Raw genomic sequence first — 16,919 nt, forward strand, 5'->3', positions numbered from 1 at the left:
GTCATGAGCGCAGAAAACGCTATCGCCGGGCGATTGACAAACGAGCAATTCGAGGATCAGCTGTGAGTATGGATCACAGCTCGAACCAGATATTACCGCTCGAGACTTTGCGCGCTTTCGACGCGGCGGCGCGCACCGGGAGCTTTTCCGCCGCGGCCGACAAGCTCAACCTCACGCATGGCGCGGTGAGCCGCCAGATCGCCAAGCTGGAGGGCTGGCTGGGGCTCAAAGTGTTCGAGCGCAACGCGCGCGGCGTGACGCTGACCAATGAGGGCAACCGGCTGCATCTTCGCACCACCGAGGCCTTTGCGCTGATCTCGGTCAATTCCGACCACTGGGTCGAGCCGCGCGGCACCGCCGTGGTGCGGCTTGCCTCGATCCCCTCGGTCAGCGGCCTCTGGCTGATGCCGCGCATGGCGGCGCTGGAGAACAACCCGACCCGGCTGCGCATCGTGCTCGACGTCGACAACCGCCAGGCCGACCTCGCCGACGAAGGCATCGACCTCTCGGTGCGCTGCGGGCGCGGCCGCATCCCGGGACGCATCTCGGTGCAGCTTTTCGAAGAGCACATCTTCCCGATCGCCTCGCCGGGACTGGCAAACGAGATCGGCCAAGGCGACCCGGCACGGCTGCTGAAATTCCCCCTGATCAACGATTCCGACGCATCGGGCTGGCGCGCCTGGTTCGCGGCGCAGGAGGTGGACTACCGCCCTCGCCCGCAGGACCGGCGCTTTGAGGACTATAATCTGGTGCTCGACGCGGCGGCGCACGGTCTGGGTGTCGCTCTGGCGCGGCCGCCGCTGACGCAGGATCAGTTGAAGTCCGGGCGAATCGTCGCCGTCGACGACCGCGTCGCGCTCAATCCGGTGTCCTACTGGCTCGACCGTCCAGTCGGACGGCCGCGCGCGGCCGCCGCCGATCTCGCCCGACGCATCGCCGAACAAGCCGGCCTGGCGCCGGAGAAGCTCGACGCGTTTCTCCAGGACGACAATTGAAGCGGCTCAGCGAAGCAGCATCAGCATGATCGTGGTCGTCGCTGCCGAGACGACGGCCGTCACGACCGATATCATCCACAGCGGCGTCTGGCTGGGTTCGGATCGCGGCGCATGGCCCGCCGGGCGGGCCGCCGCGCCCCTCGGTTGCGGCGCGTTGGCGTTGGCTGCAACCAGCACTCCGGAAGCAAGGGCCGGCGCGAACGAAGAGGGCGGCGGGGCCGCCACGACCTTCGCCGTGCCGTCGGTGGCCGGCGGTTGCCCCTGGGGCACCGCTCGCAAAGGCTGATCGGCATCGGCCGCCGGCCTGCGTGCCGGGGTCCTCGGCGCCGCGGAATCCGCGCCGGCATCCGGCTCCATGACGGCCCTGTAGGCGTTCTCGATCTCCGCGGACGACAGGCGCTGCGACGATTGAGCGGGCGGCTTGGCCAGGGAGCTGCTCAGCGCCTGCGCGGCGAACTGCGCAGACGCCACCGTCGCGGGCGCCGGCGGCTGGACGAGCGCCCTGACCAGCGCCGCGGTCGCCGGGTCAGGTCGGGCCGACGGCATCGACTGCGGCGTAAGCGCCTCTTTCAGCAGCGACGTCATGCTGGCATTGGTGATGTCCATGGCGCTTCCCGACAACCATTGTGCCGTACCGCACTATTACATCAGCATTGCGCCAAGCTTGACCTTGCCCACGATTTGTGGCGATTGAACCCCGATGAACTCAAGCGCCATTTCATGATGAACCGTTTTGAAGGCCCCGGCGGCAAGGAAGCGCGCATCCGCTATCTCGACGGCGACTTCCAGGTGACGAGCCCCGGCGCGTTCGTGCGCTGCGCGGTAACCGGCGAGAGCATTCCGCTGGACGAGCTTAAATACTGGAGCGTCGCCCGGCAGGAGCCTTATGTGAACGCGACAGCATCCCTGCGCCGCGAGATCGAGATGCATCCGGAGATGCGCAAGCGCGGATAGACGCCTCAACTTCGTCATCCTAGGGCGAAGCAGGAGCGAAGCGACGTCGCGGAGACCCATGCCGTGACCTCGCAGCAGTGCTCCGACGGCCGAGAATAGCTTGGTGCCAACCGGTATAAACTCTTGATCCGCCGCGTTTTTTAGCCAATGTCACGGCATCCTAGGGTCTGCGCTCCGCTTCGCGTAGCTCCGCCCTAGGATGACGACATCCTCAACTTCCGCAGCCGCCAAGCATCCAGCGTCTCGCCGATGATGCGCTCCGGCACGTGGTCGAGCTCGAACACGGCATCGATATCCAGCACGTCGAGTTGGTCGAGGAAGCCGGCGGGCGCTGGACCGTGGCGGAGTCGCACGGCGTCCTTGGCCGTGGTGACGAGGCGCAGCCCCTCGCGCTCAGCAAGCACGGCCAGATCGGCGAGCTCGTCCGCGGCGTAGAAATGATGATCCGGGAAGGCGCGCGACAGCGCGACCTCGCCGCCGACACCGCGCACCGTGTCGAAGAATTTCTCGGGATGGCCGATGCCGGCAAAGGCGAGGAAGCGGCCGCCGATAAAGCGCGCCGGGCTCGCCGGCTCGACATGCGCCAAAAAGATCGGCCGGCCGGCGCGCGCCGCCTGGCGGACCACCGTATCGGCCGCGCTCCCCTCGCCCATCTTCAATAGCCCGCTGGTGAAGACCAACTGGTCGACGACCTTGGCCCTGAGCGGCCCGCCGGGAATGACGCGGCCATTGCCGATGCCGAAGCGCGCGTCGACCACGACCAGCGCATAGTCGATATGGATGCGCGCCGACTGGAAGCCGTCGTCCATGATGAGGAAATCGCAGCCGTGCTCTTCCATCAGCAACCTGGCGCCGGCGGCGCGGTTGGCCGTCACCGCCACCGGCGCGTGCTCGGCGAGCAGCAGCGGCTCGTCGCCGACATGCTTGGCTGCGTCGTGATGCACATCGACGACATGCGGCTTGGCGAAGGTGCCGCCATGGCCGCGCGACAGGAAGCCGGGCGTGAGCTGCATGCGCCTTGCCTGTTTCGCCAGCGCGATGGCGACCGGCGTCTTGCCGCTGCCGCCGACGGTGAAATTGCCGACGCAAAGCACTGGTGCGGCGATCTTGTCGCGCGGCGCGTGGCGCATGCGGCGCCCAGCCACCATTCCATAGATCGCCGACACCGGCGACAGCGCCAGCACACGCCAGTCCGGCTTTTCCCACCAGAAGGGCGGCGCTTCGCTGGTCATGACGCCGGTTCCGCGCAATTTGCGCTAGCGCATGATCCTTTCCAAAAATCGATTCCGATTTTTCGGGTCATGCGCTAGCGCCCGTTGGCGCCTTTCAGGCGCGCCTTGACGACCAGCGGCTGGATATAGGGCTCCAGCGACTTCAGCGTGCGGGCGAGCGCGCCGCGCATCTCGTCGACGGTCGCAGCACCCGCCGCCATCATCTCGTGCCGCGCGACCTCGTTGGTCAAAAGGAAATTGACCGCGCCGGCGAGCATATCGCGGTCGCGCACCAGCTTGGCGCCGCCGCGGTCAAGCAGCCGCTGATAGGCCTCGCGGAAATTCTGCACGTTGCGTCCGGCAAGCACCGCCGTATCGAGCATCGCCGGCTCCAGAGGATTTTGCCCGCCCTCGGAAGTCAGCGAGCGGCCGACGAAGGCGATCTCGGTCAGCCGGAGATAGAGCCCCATCTCGCCGATCGTGTCGCCGAGCAGGATATCGGTGTCGGGCGTGATGCGGTCGCCCTTGCTGCGCCGCGCGATCTTGAGGCCCATGCCGGAGATCTGCGCGGCAAGCGCATCGGCGCGGTCGGGATGGCGCGGCACGACGATGGTCAACAGGCCGGGATGCCGCCGGTGCAGGGTAGCGTGGACTTCCGCCGCGACGACCTCCTCGCCGTCATGGGTCGAGATCGCCGCCCAGGTCGGGCGCCCGCCGATTTGGCGCTGCAGCGTCGCCAGCGCCCGCTCGTCGACCGGAGGCGGGTTGGTGTCGACCTTGAGGTTGCCGGAGATGGTGACCGGCCTGGCGCCGAGCACGCGGAAACGCTCGCCGTCGACATCCGACTGGGCAACGACGTGCGCCAGGTTCTCGAACAGCGCCTCGGCGACGCTGGCGCGCTTCTTCCATGAGCGGAAGGAACGGTCCGACAGCCGCCCGTTGACCAGGACCTGCGGCACGTTGCGCGCGCCAAGCTCCAAAATGGTCATCGGCCAGATCTCCGATTCGGCAATGATGGCCAGCTCCGGCCGCCAGTGATCGAGGAAGCGGCTGACCGCGGGCTTGAGGTCGAGCGGCACATATTGGTGGATGATGCGGCTGCCGAGCCGCTCGTCGGCAACATGCGCCGAGGTCACCGTGCCGGTCGTCAGCACGATGTTGACGCCGTAGTCGAGGATGCTTTCGACCAGCGGCACGACGGCGATCGTCTCGCCGACGCTCGCGGCGTGGATCCAGATCACCGGGCCTTCCGGGCGCGCACGCCCGGCGACGCCGTAGCGCTCGCGGCGGCGAACGCGGTCTTCCTTGCCGCGCGAGGCGCGCCAGGCGACATAGGGGCCGACCAGCGGATAGGCGACGGCCCCCGCATAACGGTAGGCCGTCAGGGCCGCGCGCGCCCAGCGCTCGCTCATTTGGCGCCGTCCACGAGGCGATAGGCCTCGGCTGTAGCGGCGTTGAGCGAGGCGGTGACCTCCTGGCGCTTGCGCTCCATCTCGGCCTCGTCGGCATCGGCGGGCACGAAGACGGGTGTGCCGACGATGACCGCGGAGCGGCCGAAGGGCAGATTTATGGTGGTCTTGTCCCAGCTCTTTTCCAGCACCTTGCGGCGGCTGGTGGCGATCGCGGAGGGGAGGATCGGCCGGCCGGACAGCCTGGCCAACAGCACGATGCCCATGCCGGCGTCGCGCGGCGTGCCATGCGGAATGTCAGCGATCATGGCGACATTCTTGCCGGCGACCAGCGCTTTCTTGAGCGAGATCAAGGCTTTGGCGCCGCCTTTGTCGAGATGCCTCGAACTTTCGCGGCCACCCGAGCCGCGCACCGCCTCGATGCCGAATTTCTCGATCATCAGCGCGTTGAGCTCGGCATCGGCGCTGCGCGAGACCATGGCGACCAGCGGCCGGCCCTTGGGATAGTAGGCAGGCGTCAAGAGGTGCTGGCCGTGCCAGAGCGCGATGATGCCGGGCTCGAGATGGGCATAGGCGCCGCCCGCGACCTGGGTCGAGCCTTTAACCAGCGGGCTGGTGAGTCGAATCAGACGCACGAACCAGGCGAACAGGCCGGCGATGAAATTCTTGACGAATCGCGACTGGGCGAGCGGCTCGCGGATGCGGCGCCACAGCGTGCGCGTCCCGCCCCGCCCGGCGGAGCGCCCCGTCGCCCCTTTCACCGCTTCATGCTCCATCGATATCAACCGGCTGCCTTTGTTTCCGGGTCGAGCAACCGGTGCAGGTGAACGACGAAATAACGCATATGGGCATTATCGACGCTGGCCTGCGCCTTCGCCTTCCAGGCGGCGTGCGCCGATTGATAGTCGGGGTAGATGCCGACGATGTCGAGCGCGTCCAGGTCACGGAACTCGGTTCCACCCAGCTTTTTCAGCTCGCCGCCGAACACCAGGTGCAAAAGCTGTTTCTTTCCGTCTTCCACGGCCATGCCGATCCTTCGCAGATTCATGAGGTTTGTGACAGGTCTAGACCAAAGCAGCCGTTTTTGGAACTACGGACGGCCTCACCCCTCGTCAGCTGTGGCGATGATGCCGGCAAGAACGTCCAGTAGCTCGCCGCTGCCGGCGGCGAGAGCGCCATGGTTGATCACCTCGCCGGCATAGCGCGGCCGCTCGCCGCCGCGGTCGAGCAAGGCGCCGCCGGCTTCGCGCAGGATAAGATCGGCGGCCGCGATGTCCCAGTCATGCGCGCTCGGCTTGACGAAGGTCGCGTCGAGTTTGCCATTGGCGATCATCGCCAACCGGTAGGCGAGCGAGGGGATGTAGGGCATGCGCCGCAGCCTCCCCTGCCAGGCTTGCGGCATGCGGTCGACCAGCGGCTTCGGCCCGCCGATCTCGACAGTGTCGCCGAGTGGGCGCACATGGATGCGCTTGGCGTTGAGAAAGGCGCCCTCGCCCGGCAGCGCCCAGTAGGTCTCCTGCTTTGCCGGGCATTCAAGCACGCCGGCCAGCGAGCGGCCGTCCTCGACCACGGCGACGCTGACGCACCAGGAATGCAGCCCGTCGAGAAAGCCCCGCGTTCCGTCGATCGGATCGACGACGAAGGTGCGGCGGGCCGAAAGCCTGGCATGATCGTCGGCGGTTTCCTCCGACAGCCAGCCGTAATCCGGCCGCGCCTTGAGCAAGGTCTCGCGCAGATAGGCGTCCGCGGCATGGTCGGCCTCGCTGACCGGCGAGGTGCCGCCTTTCATCCACACCTGCGGGTTGTTGCCGAAATAGTGCATGGCGATAGCGCCGGCCTCGCGGGCGGCGTCACGCAGCAAGGCGAGATCCTCGCGGGCCGCGGTTGAAATGACCGCGTCAGGCACCGGCAAGGGTCATCCCCTCGATCAGCAGCGTGGGCGCGGCGGTGCCGAAATTGCGGTCGAGGTCGCTTGCCGGCACCATGTTGAGGAACATGGTCTTCAAGTTCGACGCGATCGTCACCTCGGCCACCGGATAGGCGAGCGCGCCATTCTCGATCCAGAAGCCGGAAGCGCCGCGGCTGTATTCGCCGGTGACCATGTCGACGCCCTGGCCGAACACTTCGGTGACGTAGAAGCCACGCTTCAGGGACCCGATCAATTCCTCCGGGGTGCGCTCTCCGGGCTCGATGGCGAGGTTGGTCGATGATGGCGAAACCGAGGAGCCGCTGCGCGAGCCGCGGCCGTTGGTGACGAGACCAAGCTCGCGCGCCGCAGAGGTCGACAGGAACCAGTGGTTGAGCACGCCCTTGTCGACCATCAAAAGCTTCTCGCCCTCGACGCCCTCGCCGTCGAAGGGACGCGAGGCCTGGCCGCGACGCCGCAACGGCTCGTCGGTGACGGTGATCGCGGCGGAAGCCACTCGCTTACCCATCATGTCGCGCAGGAAGCTTGTCTTGCGGGCCACGGCGGCGCCGTTGATGGCGCCGGCGAGATGGCCGGCAATGCCGCGCCCCACGCGCGGGTCGAGCACGACGTCGACCGGGCCGGTCGCCGCCTTGCGGGCGCCGAGGCGGCGCACGGCGCGCTCGCCGGCCTTGCGGCCGATGTCCTCCGGCGCGTCGAGGTCGGCGAAATGCTGGCGCGAGGAGAATTCATAGTCGCGCTCCATCGCCGTGCCCTCGCCGGCAATGACGCTGGTCGAGCGCGAAAAGCGCGAGGCGACATATTGGCCAAGGAAGCCATGCGAAGTAGCAAGCACCAGGCCGCCCAGCCCGGCGCTGGCGTTGCTGCCGGCCGAATTGGTGACGCCTTTCACCGCAAGAGCCGCCGCTTCCGCCTCAAGCGCTGCCTCCTTCAGCTGATCGGCCGAAACCTCGGTCGGGTCGAAGAGGTCGAGATCGCGCGGATTGCGGGCAAGCAGGGCCGGGTCGGCGAGACCTTGATAAGGATCCTCAGGTGAGACTTTCGCCATGGCGACGGCACGCTCGGCAAGCGCCTTTGGATCGGAGGCGGCGGTGGCCGAAACGCTCGCCACGCGCTGGCCGACGAAGACGCGCAGCGCCACATCTTCACTCTCCGACGATTCGGTGCCCTCGACCTTGCCCAGCCTCACCGACACGCCGGCTGAGCGGCCGCGCACCGCGACCGCGTCGGCCGCGTCAGCGCCGGCGCGCTTCGCCGCCTCGACGAGCGCTGCGACGCGGTCGGTCAGTTTCGCTGCGTCGAGCGTATCGGTCATGCACTTGGTCCTGTTTGTTCAAGCTGTCCGGAAGGGCAGATGCTGCCGCACTGGATGCTGCCGCACCATTTATGGATGCTATCGCACCATCTATTGCTCCACCGCCGCTTGTGCAATGGGCGCTTGTGCAATGGGCGAAGGCCAATCAGGATGCCGCGGCCAAATCGCCCAAAGGCGGCCCAAACGGCTGCCGCAGCACCTTTGCCTATCCGGAGTTCTCGCATGACGCCTTTCCATCTCGCCTTCCCGGTCCGTGATCTCGACGAAACCCGCGCTTTCTATGGCGAGGTGCTGGGCTGCGCGATCGGCCGCTCATCCGCCACCTGGGTCGATTTCGACCTCTATGGCCACCAGATGTCGGCGCATTTGCGGCCGCAGGCGACGGGGGCGGCACGCGACGGCGAGGTCGACGGCGTCGCGGTGCCGATCCCGCATTTCGGCGCGGTGCTCTTGATGGACGAATGGGAGCGGCTCGCCGCGCGGCTGGAGGCCCGCTCCGACATAGACTGGCTGGAGCGCCCGATGGTGCGCTTCAAGGGTGAGCCCGGCGAACAGGCAACGCTCTTCATCCGCGACCCTTCGGGCAATGCGCTCGAGTTCAAGGGCTTCCGCGCGCTGGAGCAGGTCTTCGCGCATTGAGTGCAACGGCGATCAGAAGCGGTCGGCGGCAAACGGCGCCGCGCACGCCGGATTGTCGCGTCCGGCGATCACATCGGCGACCAGGCGCGCAGTGATCGGCGCCAGCGTCAGCCCGAGATGGCCATGACCGAAGGCGTGGATGACGCCGGGGGTACGGCGGGACGGACCGATGACCGGTCGCGAATCGGGCAGCGATGGCCTGAAGCCCAGCCACTCGGATGACGGTCGGCCAAGATCGGGAAAGAACTGCCTGACGCCGCGATCGAGCAGCGCGAGCCGACGCGGATTGGGCGGCGCTGTAAGCAAGCCGAGCTCGACGGTGCCGGCAACTCGCAGCCTGCCCTCCATCGGCGTCATGTAGAAGCCGAGATCGACAGGGCAGACCGGCCGGTTGAGCAATGGCGCGGCGGTCGGGAATTCCAGGTGATAGCCGCGCTCGGTATCCAGCGGAATCCTGTCGCCGGCCTGCGCGGCAAGCACCCTTGATCGCGCGCCCGCCGCAATCACCACCTTTCGTGTGGTGATGTCGAGATCCCGCCCGCTCAGCCGAACGCCGCCGGCATGCGCCGTCAGTCCGGTGACCTTCGCTCGCAGCAGGTGGACGCCACGATCCGCAGCAGCCGCCGCCAACCGCTGCATCACCGCCTTGGGGTCGCTGACATTGATCGAATCCGGAAAAAAGAGGCCCTGGATCGAAGCATTGGCTAGCGACGGCTCCAGCGCAGCCACCTGCTCGGCGGTCAGGACTTCCTGGTGGACGCCAAACTTGGCGCGCATGGCCCGCCCACCAGCCGCGGCGGCGAAATCGCCTTCACGCCGGTAGATATAAATGCAGCCGTTGCGTCGCAGCAGGTCGGCGACGCCGGCCTCGGCAGCCATCTCCTCCCAGGCCGACAAAGCCTCGCCAAGCAGACCCGCGAGCGCCAGCGCGTTGGCGCGGGTGGCCGCCGGAAGAGACTGCCGGACAAAGCGGATCAGCCACGGCGCGAGCTGGACAAGTGCGGTCCAGCGCAATGCAAAAGGGCTGTCGGGATCGAGCAACAGCTTCGGCAGCGCGCGCAGCACGCCCGGGTTCCCTACAGGCATGCAGGCATATTCGGCAATCGTTCCGGCATTGCCGAACGAGGCGCCCGAGCCGGGCTCGTTGGGATCGATGAGCAGCACCTCATGGCCCTCGCCGGCAAGCCGAAACGCCGTTGCCAGGCCGACGATGCCGGCGCCGACAATGGCGATTTCGACCGATTTCGGCGCGGGCGCGGAAGCCATGATCAGACGAAGCCAGGCAGTTGCAGATGGCCGGCGGCAAGCAGCTCAGCCATCGTAGTAAGCGCGGTGCGCAGATCGTCCAGTGAACGCGCCGCGCCGACATTGATGCGAACGCCGTGCTGCACCGGTTCGCGGCCGACGGCAAAGGCATCGCCCGGCAACACGGCCACGCCGCGTTCGAGGCAGGTGCGGGCGAAGCCGGCGCCGCGCCAGGGTTCGGGCAGGCGCAACCAGGCATGGGTCGAGGTTGGATAGCTCTGTATGTCGAAGCGGCCGAGGATTTCGCTCAGGATGCCCTGACGCTGGCGCAGCTCCTGCTTCTGGACCTCGATGATGCGAGCCGCCGCGCCTTCCTCGATCAGCCTAGCGCCAATCAGCGCCGTCAGTGGGCTGATGCTCCAGCAATTGATGCGTAGCGCCGCCGCGATCTGGCCGGCGATCACCCGCGGCGCAATAACGAAACCGAGGCGAAGGCCCGGCGCCAGGCATTTCGACAAGGCACCGATATATACTGTCAGCTCAGGCTCCAGACTGGCGAAAGACGGCGGCGGATCGTCGGCCAGCGGGCGATAGACGTCATCCTCGATGATCAGCACATTGTGCCGCCGGGCAACCGCGGCGAGCTCTTGCCGACGTTCCGCGCTCAGCGTGATCGTCGTCGGATTGTGCAGCGTCGGCACCAGGAAAACCACGCGCGGTCGCAGTTGCGCGCAGGCAGCCTCGAAGGCGTCGGGACGCATGCCGCCGCGATCCATGGCGACGCCTCGCAGATCTAGCCCGTGCACGCGGCAGAGCGCGTTGATGCCCTGATAGGTCACCTCGTCGGCAAGCACGACCTCGCCATGCCTGGTGACCGCGCCGAGGAGACAATCCAGGCCATGCTGGGCGCCAGCGGCCAATACGACCCGACCCGGATCGCCATCGCCGGCGACGGACTTCAGCCAATCGGCGATCGCCGCGCGTCCCCAGAGCGGTCCCTCCGGCGGATGGTAGTCCTGCAGCGCGGCATAATGCCTGTCCTTCGACAGGCGCGGCAGCAGCGCAGCGACTGCGTCCAGATAGGCGTCGGTCGCCGGTCGGTTGACGGAAAGATCGATGATGCCGCTCTGATCGCTCGGCGCCGACACGAAGGCCGGCCTCTCGGTGGCATCGCGGGCGGCGACCGTCGTGCCGCGCCCGGGCCTCGCCTCGAGCAAGCCCTGCTGCTGCAAGGTGGACAGGGCACGCGTCACTGTCGTGACATTGATGCCCAGCGCCCGCGCGATCTCGCGTTGCGGCGGCAGGCGGTCGCCCACCGCGAGCACGCCGGCGGCGATGCGTTCCGCGATCGCGTCGGCAAGACGTCGGTAGACCGGACTTTCATCCTGCGGGAGGCGAAGATCTTGGAGCATTCGAGATTCGAACTAAGGCTGATGTCTCACTTGTGAGGCATCTAGCATAAGACATTGCCCCGTACAATAGAACTTGTCTGGCATATGGCTGCAGCTAGCCGACCCAAAATAATCACACAACTTCGAAAAAACCATCTTGACGGACAAAGTTGTCCACATCTATGGTCGATTTCAGGTTAATTGTGTGATCATACAAGTCTGGCGACAGGCTGGCTCCCGGGAGACGAGGCATGGATCGCAAACCCGATTTCGAATCGATCAGCCGCGTCCAGGATCACGGACAATGAGCGCCAGCCAGGCCGGCATGCCGGCCACCCAGACCATGAAGGCGCTTTCCGCGCTGGCCAGTGCAGCCGGCCGGGGATTCGTCGAGTTCGCCGATGTCGAGAAATCCTATGACGGGCGCACCTTCGCAGTGACGCGGATGAACCTCGTCGTAGCGCGCGGCGAGTTCCTGACGCTGCTCGGTCCCTCCGGCTCCGGAAAGACAACGACGCTCAACATGCTCGCCGGCTTCGAGCGGCCAACGCACGGCACGATCACGCTCGAAGGGCAACCGGTCGACCGCTTGCCTCCTTACCAGCGCAACATCGGCATGGTGTTCCAGAACTACGCCCTGTTTCCGCACATGACGGTCGAAGAGAACGTCGGCTTCCCGCTCTCCGTCCGTCAAGTGAGCAAGGCCGACATCGCGAGCCGGGTGGCGCGCGCTCTCGATATGGTGCGGCTCCGGCAATTCGGCGACCGTCGGCCGACGCAGCTTTCCGGCGGCCAGCAGCAGCGCGTCGCGCTTGCTCGCGCGCTAGTGTTCCAGCCGAGCCTGGTACTGATGGACGAGCCGCTCGGCGCTCTCGACAAGAAATTGCGCGAGCATATGCAGCTGGAAATCAAGCAGCTCCACATGATGCTCGGCGTAACGATCGTCTATGTCACGCACGACCAGAGCGAGGCGCTGACGATGTCCGACCGCGTCGCGGTCTTCAACCACGGCGCGATCGCCCAACTCGGCTCGCCGGACGATCTCTACAAGGCGCCGCAAAGCTCGTTCGTGGCGAGCTTCATCGGCGAGAACAACACCCTTGACGGCGTGGTCGACCGCGTCTCGGGCGACCAGTGCCGCGTCCGACTGAACGGTGGCGGCGAACTGATCGCTTTGGCAATCGGCGTCACGCAAGGCGCTGCCTGTCACGTCGCTATCCGGCCCGAGCGGCTGAACCTGACGCCAGCATCCGCCGGCGACAACGCGCTCTCGGCGACTGTCGACGGGCGCATCTATCTCGGCGATCACCTGCGCCTTCTGGCCAGACTCGCCAACGACCAGGTGCTGACCGTCAAGGTCGGCCCCGAAGCGACCATGGCAAACGAGGAGACCGTGACGGTTTCCTGCGCGCCCAACGATTGCCGCGCCTTTCCGGCGGATGCCGAAACGGGCGGCGCCATTCCAAAACAGGGGAAAGCAGCATGAAATATGTGAGGACACATCTTTTCGCACTCGCGGCCGCCACAGCGGTCATGACGATCGGCCACTCGGCCATAGCCGACGAGCTCTCCATCATGGCGAGCGGCGGCGCCTGGCAGGACGCGCAGCGCAAGGCCTGGTTCGAGCCATTCGGCAAGGAAACCGGCGCCAAGATCCTGGAACAGGAATATCTCGGCGATCTCGGCAAGGTCAAAGCCATGGTCGAGACCGGCAACGTGCCGATCGACCTGGTGACGGTCGAGACCGCGACCGTACTGCAGGGTTGCGATGCCGGCATCCTCGAACGCCTCGACTATTCGAAGATCGCGCCCCGCGACAAATTTATCGAGGGCTCGGCGCTCGATTGCGGTGTCGGACTGGACGCTTACGGCGACATCCTCGCCTACGACCCGACCGTGTTGAAAGAGGCGCCGACCTCGGTTCTCGATCTCTTCGACACGACGAAATTCCCGGGCAAGCGCGCCATGCGCAAGTTCCCGGCGCAAAACCTCGAATGGGCGCTGATGGCCGACGGTGTGGCGCCGGCTGACATCTACAAGGTGCTCGCCACGCCGGAAGGAGTCGAGCGCGCTTTCAAGAAGCTCGACACGATCAAGAAGGACATCGTCTGGTGGGATGCAGGCGCCCAACCGGCGCAGCTTCTCGCTTCCAAGGAAGTGGTGATGACCACCGCCTGGAACGGGCGCATCCAGAATGCAATCGATACCGACGGCAAGCCATTCAAGATCGTCTGGAACAACCAGATCCTGGAATACGATATGATCGCCATTCCGAAGGGCGCCAAGAGCCCGGACCTCGCCTACAAATATCTCGCCTTTATCAGTGACCCGAAAAACAACGCCAAGCTCGCCAGCTACATCACCTACGGGCCGGTGCGTACCGACGCGGCGTCCTTCGTCGCGGCCGACGCGCTGCCGAAGCTGCCCAACGCTCCGGACCATCTGAGCGGCGGCTACCTAGTCGCCGATACCGAATTCTGGGGCGACTATGGCGAGGACCTCGTCAAGCGCTTCAACGCCTGGCTCGCTCAGTAGGCAGCGATGTCGGCACTCCAGCCTAGCGAAGTCGACCGGCCGGCGCTGGCCCGCGGCCGGTCAGCAGCCGCCGACGCGGACCGGAAGTCCGTGTCGGCGGCGCTCCGCCGCGCCGAATTCGGCGACCGGCTGCGCTCGCTGCTGCTGGCGGCACCCTTGCTCGTCCTCTTGGCGCTGAGCTTCGGCATCCCGATCGTGCTGCTGCTCTCGCGCGCTGTTTACGATCCGACCATTGCCGACGCCTTGCCTAGGACAGCCGCGGCGCTCAGCGGCTGGAACGGCCAGGGCCTGCCCGCAGACGACGCCTTCACCGCCTTGGCCTCGGACCTCAAGGACGACCAGGTCAAGGGCACGGCCTATGAGTTGGCCAAGAGCCTGAATGCCCGCCTGCCCGGCGCGCGCAGCCAGGTGCTCAAGACGGTGCGCAAGCTGGGTGACGATAGCGGCCAGCCGCCGCTCGAAATCATGAAATCGGTTCCATTCTGGTCTGCGCCATCGACATGGCCGGCGATCCAGAACGGCACCCGCAGCTTCACCTCATTCTACCTGCTGAGCGCCCTCGACCTGCGCTGGAACACCGATGGCGGCATCGAGCGGGTGCCGCCGGAACAGGCGATCTTCGTGCAGGTCTTCCTGCGCACCTTCTTGGTCGCTGCGGCGGTAACGCTTGCCACGCTGATCCTTGGCTTTCCGCTCGCCTATCTCATCGCCAACCTACCGAAGGGGCCGGCGGCCGTCCTTATCGTCGCAGTGCTCCTGCCGTTCTGGACATCCATCCTCGTGCGCACGGCCGCCTGGACGGTGCTGTTGCAGAAATTCGGCCTGGTCAACGACCTCTTGCTTTGGGTTGGCGTCGCGAGCGACCGGCTCGACCTGATGTACAGCCGCATGGGCTTGATCATCGCCATGACCCATATCCAGCTGCCGTTCACGCTGCTGCCGATCTACAGCGTCATGCGCACCATCCAGCCGTCGCAGATGAAGGCGGCCTATTCGCTGGGTGCAAGGCCCTTCACTGCCTTCCGGCGTATCTATCTTCCGCAGGTATTTCCCGGCGTCATGGCGGGATGCCTTCTCACCTTCATCCTATGCCTCGGCTACTACATCACGCCAGCGCTGATCGGCGGCGCCAGCGACCAGCTGATCAGCAATTTCATCGCCAATTACGTCAACGTCGAACTGAACTGGGAGATGGCAGCGGCGCTAAGCTTCATATTGCTGGTCTTCACGCTGGCGCTGTTCGGCATCTTTGCTCGCATCCTCGGCCTCGATCGTCTGAAGCTGGTGTAGCCATGCTCTTGTCCCCCTATCCCACCACCGGCGACCGCATCCGCGTCACCCTGCTCTGGATATGGTGCGGCCTGGTGATCCTGTTCCTCTTGGTCCCGATCCTCATCCCCGTGCCGCTCTCCTTCAACAGCGGCGCCTTCTTCATTTTCCCGCTCGAAGGCCTCTCGACGCGTTGGTACGAGGTGGTGCTCGGCACGCAGCGCTGGCAATCGGCAATCGGCAATAGCCTGATCGTCGCCTTCGGCACGACGCTGATCGCAACGACGCTCGGCACACTGACGGCGATCGCGCTTTCCGACGAGAAATTTCCCGGCCGCCGCATCGTCATGCCGCTGTTGCTCTCGCCGTTGATCGTGCCGGTGGTGATCACCGCCGTCGGGTCGTATTTGTTCTACGCGCGCGTCGGGCTGGCCAGCTCCTATGCCGGTATCATCCTCGCGCATACAGCGCTCGCAAGCCCGTTCGTCGTGGTGACGGTGGGCGCGAGCCTGACCGGCTTCGACCGCAACCTGATGCGCGCCGCTGCGATCTCAGGGGCGAAGCCTGTGACAGCTTTCTTCCGGGTCATGCTGCCGCTGATCCTGCCGGGCGTGCTGTCCGGAGCGGCCTTCGCCTTCGTCACTTCTTTTGACGAGGTGGTGGTCGTGCAGTTCCTGGCCAGCGCCAGTCAACGCACCATGCCGCTCGAAATGTTCATCGGCCTTCGCGAGAAGCTCAGCCCCGCAATCACCGCCGCGGCGACGTTGATGATGGCGCTGTCGATCGTGCTCCTGGTCGTCGCCAACCTGCTCGCGCGTCGCGGCCTGAAGCAGCCGGGCGCTGCATAGTAGATCTTAAGAGGCGCCGGCCGGCGGGCTCCATCATGCGCCGGCCACCGGCGCCCAGATCACGTCCTCGATCTTCGTCGCGCCCGTCGCCAGCATCACCAGCCGGTCAAAGCCGAGCGCCGCGCCGCTGGCCTGCGGCATGATGGCCAGTGCCGAGAGGAAATCCTCGTCCAGCGGGTAGCGCTCGCCGTAGATGCGCTCCTTCTCGTCCATCTCGGCGACGAAGCGGCGGCGCTGCTCGGCCGGGTCGGTCAGTTCGCCGAAGGCATTGGCGAGCTCGACGCCGCAGCAATAGAGCTCGAAGCGTTCGGCGACGCGCGGATCCTCCGCGCTCGGTCGCGCCAAGGCGGCCTCCGAGACCGGATAGCCGTAGAGGATGGTCGCCCGCCCCTGCCCCAGCGCCGGCTCGATCTTTTCCACCATCACCCGGCTGAACAGGTCGGCCCAGTTGTCGTCGGGCGCGGTGCGCAGGCCGGCACGGCTAAGGGCCGCGTGGAGCGCGCCGCGATCCGTGCTGCCGTCGGACGCGACGGTCGCCAGCAGATCGATGCCGGCATGCGCCAAGAAGGCTTCGGCCACGCTCAGCCGCTCCGGTTCGGCGAAAGGATCGGCCTCGCGGCCGCGAAACTGGAAGCTTTTGGCGCCGGCCTTGTCGGCGGCAAGCGCCAGGAATTCGGCGCAGTCGGCCATCAGGCGCTCATAGGCCTCGCCGACACGGTACCATTCGAGCATGGTGAATTCGGGATGGTGCAGCGGCCCGCGCTCGCGGTTGCGCCACACCGCGCCGAGGTTAAAAATACGTTTCTCGCCGGCTGCAAGCAGCTTCTTGCAGGCGAATTCCGGCGAGGTGTGAAGATAGAGCGGCTGGCGCGATGCGTCGCGCCCGATCGCCTCGGTGGCGAAGGCTGAAAGATGCGCCTCGTTGCCGGGCGAAACCTGCAGCGCGGCCGTCGTCACCTCGACGAAATCGCGCTCGGCGAACCAGCCGCGCAAGGCGGCGGCGATGGCGTTGCGCGCCATCAGCCGTGGCCGGCGATCGGCATGAATATGCGGCGTCCACCAGGGCGAAGCGTCGGTCATGGGCAGGAAAATCGCCGGGAAGGCTGGCGGTTCAGCGTAAGATGCGCTAGGGCGCACGCGATGGCCGCCGTCGCCGCTTCGTGGCAATCGACGCTTGCGGG

At 66.3% G+C, this 16,919-nt stretch carries 17 protein-coding genes; 7 read left to right on the top strand and 10 right to left on the bottom strand.

Features of this window, described 5'->3' with window-relative positions:
* The first annotated feature begins 68 nt into the window (after positions 1-68).
* Positions 69-995 (top strand): LysR substrate-binding domain-containing protein, encoded by a 927-nt coding sequence (locus tag EH240_RS15125; protein WP_124999484.1) that lies wholly within the window; start codon positions 69-71, stop codon positions 993-995.
* Between the two features lie 6 nt (positions 996-1,001).
* Here EH240_RS15125 and EH240_RS15130 read toward each other — a convergent pair whose 3' ends face one another.
* Positions 1,002-1,601, bottom strand: coding sequence for a hypothetical protein (locus EH240_RS15130; RefSeq protein WP_124999486.1), 600 nt, complete (start codon positions 1,599-1,601; stop codon positions 1,002-1,004).
* Positions 1,602-1,715: 114 nt separating this feature from the next.
* Between EH240_RS15130 and EH240_RS15135 the strand changes: the two genes are divergently transcribed.
* On the top strand, positions 1,716-1,949 hold the full coding sequence (locus EH240_RS15135; protein ID WP_124999580.1) for a DUF2093 domain-containing protein: 234 nt from the start codon (positions 1,716-1,718) through the stop codon (positions 1,947-1,949).
* A gap of 194 nt (positions 1,950-2,143) precedes the next feature.
* On the opposite strand, the gene lpxK is transcribed toward EH240_RS15135, so the two are convergent.
* From lpxK to EH240_RS15165, 6 genes are all read right to left on the bottom strand, one after another.
* The gene (lpxK, locus tag EH240_RS15140) at positions 2,144-3,181 is read right to left on the bottom strand and encodes a tetraacyldisaccharide 4'-kinase (protein WP_124999488.1); all 1,038 of its coding nucleotides are present in this window, start codon (positions 3,179-3,181) and stop codon (positions 2,144-2,146) included.
* Positions 3,182-3,255: 74 nt separating this feature from the next.
* Positions 3,256-4,572 (bottom strand): lipid IV(A) 3-deoxy-D-manno-octulosonic acid transferase, encoded by a 1,317-nt coding sequence (gene waaA, locus EH240_RS15145; protein WP_124999490.1) that lies wholly within the window; start codon positions 4,570-4,572, stop codon positions 3,256-3,258.
* Positions 4,569-5,345 (bottom strand): lysophospholipid acyltransferase family protein, encoded by a 777-nt coding sequence (locus EH240_RS15150; protein ID WP_124999492.1) that lies wholly within the window; start codon positions 5,343-5,345, stop codon positions 4,569-4,571. The genes waaA and EH240_RS15150 overlap by 4 nt, the downstream gene beginning before the upstream one ends.
* Positions 5,346-5,350: 5 nt before the next feature.
* Positions 5,351-5,596, bottom strand: coding sequence for a DUF4170 domain-containing protein (locus tag EH240_RS15155; protein WP_040973997.1), 246 nt, complete (start codon positions 5,594-5,596; stop codon positions 5,351-5,353).
* A 75-nt stretch (positions 5,597-5,671) separates the two neighbouring features.
* Entirely contained in the window at positions 5,672-6,481 is an 810-nt protein-coding gene (locus EH240_RS15160) for a 3'(2'),5'-bisphosphate nucleotidase CysQ (RefSeq protein WP_425374803.1), read from the bottom strand.
* Complete coding sequence (locus tag EH240_RS15165; RefSeq protein ID WP_124999494.1) at positions 6,468-7,811, bottom strand: TldD/PmbA family protein; 1,344 nt, start codon at positions 7,809-7,811, stop codon at positions 6,468-6,470. Before EH240_RS15165 ends, EH240_RS15160 begins: the two co-directional genes overlap by 14 nt.
* A gap of 222 nt (positions 7,812-8,033) precedes the next feature.
* Between EH240_RS15165 and EH240_RS15170 the strand changes: the two genes are divergently transcribed.
* Positions 8,034-8,450: a VOC family protein gene (locus tag EH240_RS15170; RefSeq protein WP_124999496.1), complete on the top strand. Its 417-nt coding sequence runs from the start codon at positions 8,034-8,036 to the stop codon at positions 8,448-8,450.
* Positions 8,451-8,462: 12 nt separating this feature from the next.
* Here EH240_RS15170 and EH240_RS15175 read toward each other — a convergent pair whose 3' ends face one another.
* Entirely contained in the window at positions 8,463-9,716 is a 1,254-nt protein-coding gene (locus EH240_RS15175) for an NAD(P)/FAD-dependent oxidoreductase (RefSeq protein ID WP_124999498.1), read from the bottom strand.
* 2 nt (positions 9,717-9,718) lie between these two features.
* Positions 9,719-11,107 carry an aminotransferase-like domain-containing protein gene (locus EH240_RS15180; protein WP_124999500.1) on the bottom strand — a complete coding sequence of 463 codons (1,389 nt, stop codon included), beginning with the start codon at positions 11,105-11,107 and terminating at the stop codon, positions 9,719-9,721.
* A 283-nt stretch (positions 11,108-11,390) separates the two neighbouring features.
* Between EH240_RS15180 and EH240_RS15185 the strand changes: the two genes are divergently transcribed.
* From EH240_RS15185 to EH240_RS15200, 4 genes are read left to right on the top strand one after another with little or no spacing between them, the layout of a single operon-like run.
* Positions 11,391-12,572 carry an ABC transporter ATP-binding protein gene (locus tag EH240_RS15185; protein WP_124999502.1) on the top strand — a complete coding sequence of 394 codons (1,182 nt, stop codon included), beginning with the start codon at positions 11,391-11,393 and terminating at the stop codon, positions 12,570-12,572.
* Positions 12,569-13,621, top strand: coding sequence for an ABC transporter substrate-binding protein (locus tag EH240_RS15190; RefSeq protein WP_124999504.1), 1,053 nt, complete (start codon positions 12,569-12,571; stop codon positions 13,619-13,621). The genes EH240_RS15185 and EH240_RS15190 overlap by 4 nt, the downstream gene beginning before the upstream one ends.
* Positions 13,622-13,627: 6 nt before the next feature.
* Positions 13,628-14,911 (top strand): ABC transporter permease, encoded by a 1,284-nt coding sequence (locus EH240_RS15195; RefSeq protein ID WP_124999506.1) that lies wholly within the window; start codon positions 13,628-13,630, stop codon positions 14,909-14,911.
* A 2-nt stretch (positions 14,912-14,913) separates the two neighbouring features.
* Entirely contained in the window at positions 14,914-15,738 is an 825-nt protein-coding gene (locus tag EH240_RS15200) for an ABC transporter permease (RefSeq protein WP_124999508.1), read from the top strand.
* A gap of 33 nt (positions 15,739-15,771) precedes the next feature.
* Here EH240_RS15200 and epmA read toward each other — a convergent pair whose 3' ends face one another.
* Entirely contained in the window at positions 15,772-16,818 is a 1,047-nt protein-coding gene (gene epmA / locus EH240_RS15205) for an EF-P lysine aminoacylase EpmA (protein WP_124999510.1), read from the bottom strand.
* Positions 16,819-16,919: the final 101 nt, after the last annotated feature.

This window comes from Mesorhizobium tamadayense (genome assembly GCF_003863365.1).
GTDB lineage: Bacteria > Pseudomonadota > Alphaproteobacteria > Rhizobiales > Rhizobiaceae > Mesorhizobium > Mesorhizobium tamadayense.

Excerpts from the sequence above, each read along its gene's own strand:
- EH240_RS15125 (WP_124999484.1), top strand. The coding sequence starts at position 69 with ATGGATCACAGCTCGAACCAGATATTACCGCTCGAGACTTTGCGCGCT.
- EH240_RS15130 (WP_124999486.1), bottom strand. The coding sequence starts at position 1,601 with ATGGACATCACCAATGCCAGCATGACGTCGCTGCTGAAAGAGGCGCTT.
- EH240_RS15135 (WP_124999580.1), top strand. The coding sequence starts at position 1,716 with ATGATGAACCGTTTTGAAGGCCCCGGCGGCAAGGAAGCGCGCATCCGC.
- lpxK (WP_124999488.1), bottom strand. The coding sequence starts at position 3,181 with ATGACCAGCGAAGCGCCGCCCTTCTGGTGGGAAAAGCCGGACTGGCGT.
- waaA (WP_124999490.1), bottom strand. The coding sequence starts at position 4,572 with ATGAGCGAGCGCTGGGCGCGCGCGGCCCTGACGGCCTACCGTTATGCG.
- EH240_RS15150 (WP_124999492.1), bottom strand. The coding sequence starts at position 5,345 with ATGGAGCATGAAGCGGTGAAAGGGGCGACGGGGCGCTCCGCCGGGCGG.
- EH240_RS15155 (WP_040973997.1), bottom strand. The coding sequence starts at position 5,596 with ATGGCCGTGGAAGACGGAAAGAAACAGCTTTTGCACCTGGTGTTCGGC.
- EH240_RS15165 (WP_124999494.1), bottom strand. The coding sequence starts at position 7,811 with ATGACCGATACGCTCGACGCAGCGAAACTGACCGACCGCGTCGCAGCG.
- EH240_RS15170 (WP_124999496.1), top strand. The coding sequence starts at position 8,034 with ATGACGCCTTTCCATCTCGCCTTCCCGGTCCGTGATCTCGACGAAACC.
- EH240_RS15175 (WP_124999498.1), bottom strand. The coding sequence starts at position 9,716 with ATGGCTTCCGCGCCCGCGCCGAAATCGGTCGAAATCGCCATTGTCGGC.
- EH240_RS15180 (WP_124999500.1), bottom strand. The coding sequence starts at position 11,107 with ATGCTCCAAGATCTTCGCCTCCCGCAGGATGAAAGTCCGGTCTACCGA.
- EH240_RS15185 (WP_124999502.1), top strand. The coding sequence starts at position 11,391 with ATGAGCGCCAGCCAGGCCGGCATGCCGGCCACCCAGACCATGAAGGCG.
- EH240_RS15190 (WP_124999504.1), top strand. The coding sequence starts at position 12,569 with ATGAAATATGTGAGGACACATCTTTTCGCACTCGCGGCCGCCACAGCG.
- EH240_RS15195 (WP_124999506.1), top strand. The coding sequence starts at position 13,628 with ATGTCGGCACTCCAGCCTAGCGAAGTCGACCGGCCGGCGCTGGCCCGC.
- EH240_RS15200 (WP_124999508.1), top strand. The coding sequence starts at position 14,914 with ATGCTCTTGTCCCCCTATCCCACCACCGGCGACCGCATCCGCGTCACC.
- epmA (WP_124999510.1), bottom strand. The coding sequence starts at position 16,818 with ATGACCGACGCTTCGCCCTGGTGGACGCCGCATATTCATGCCGATCGC.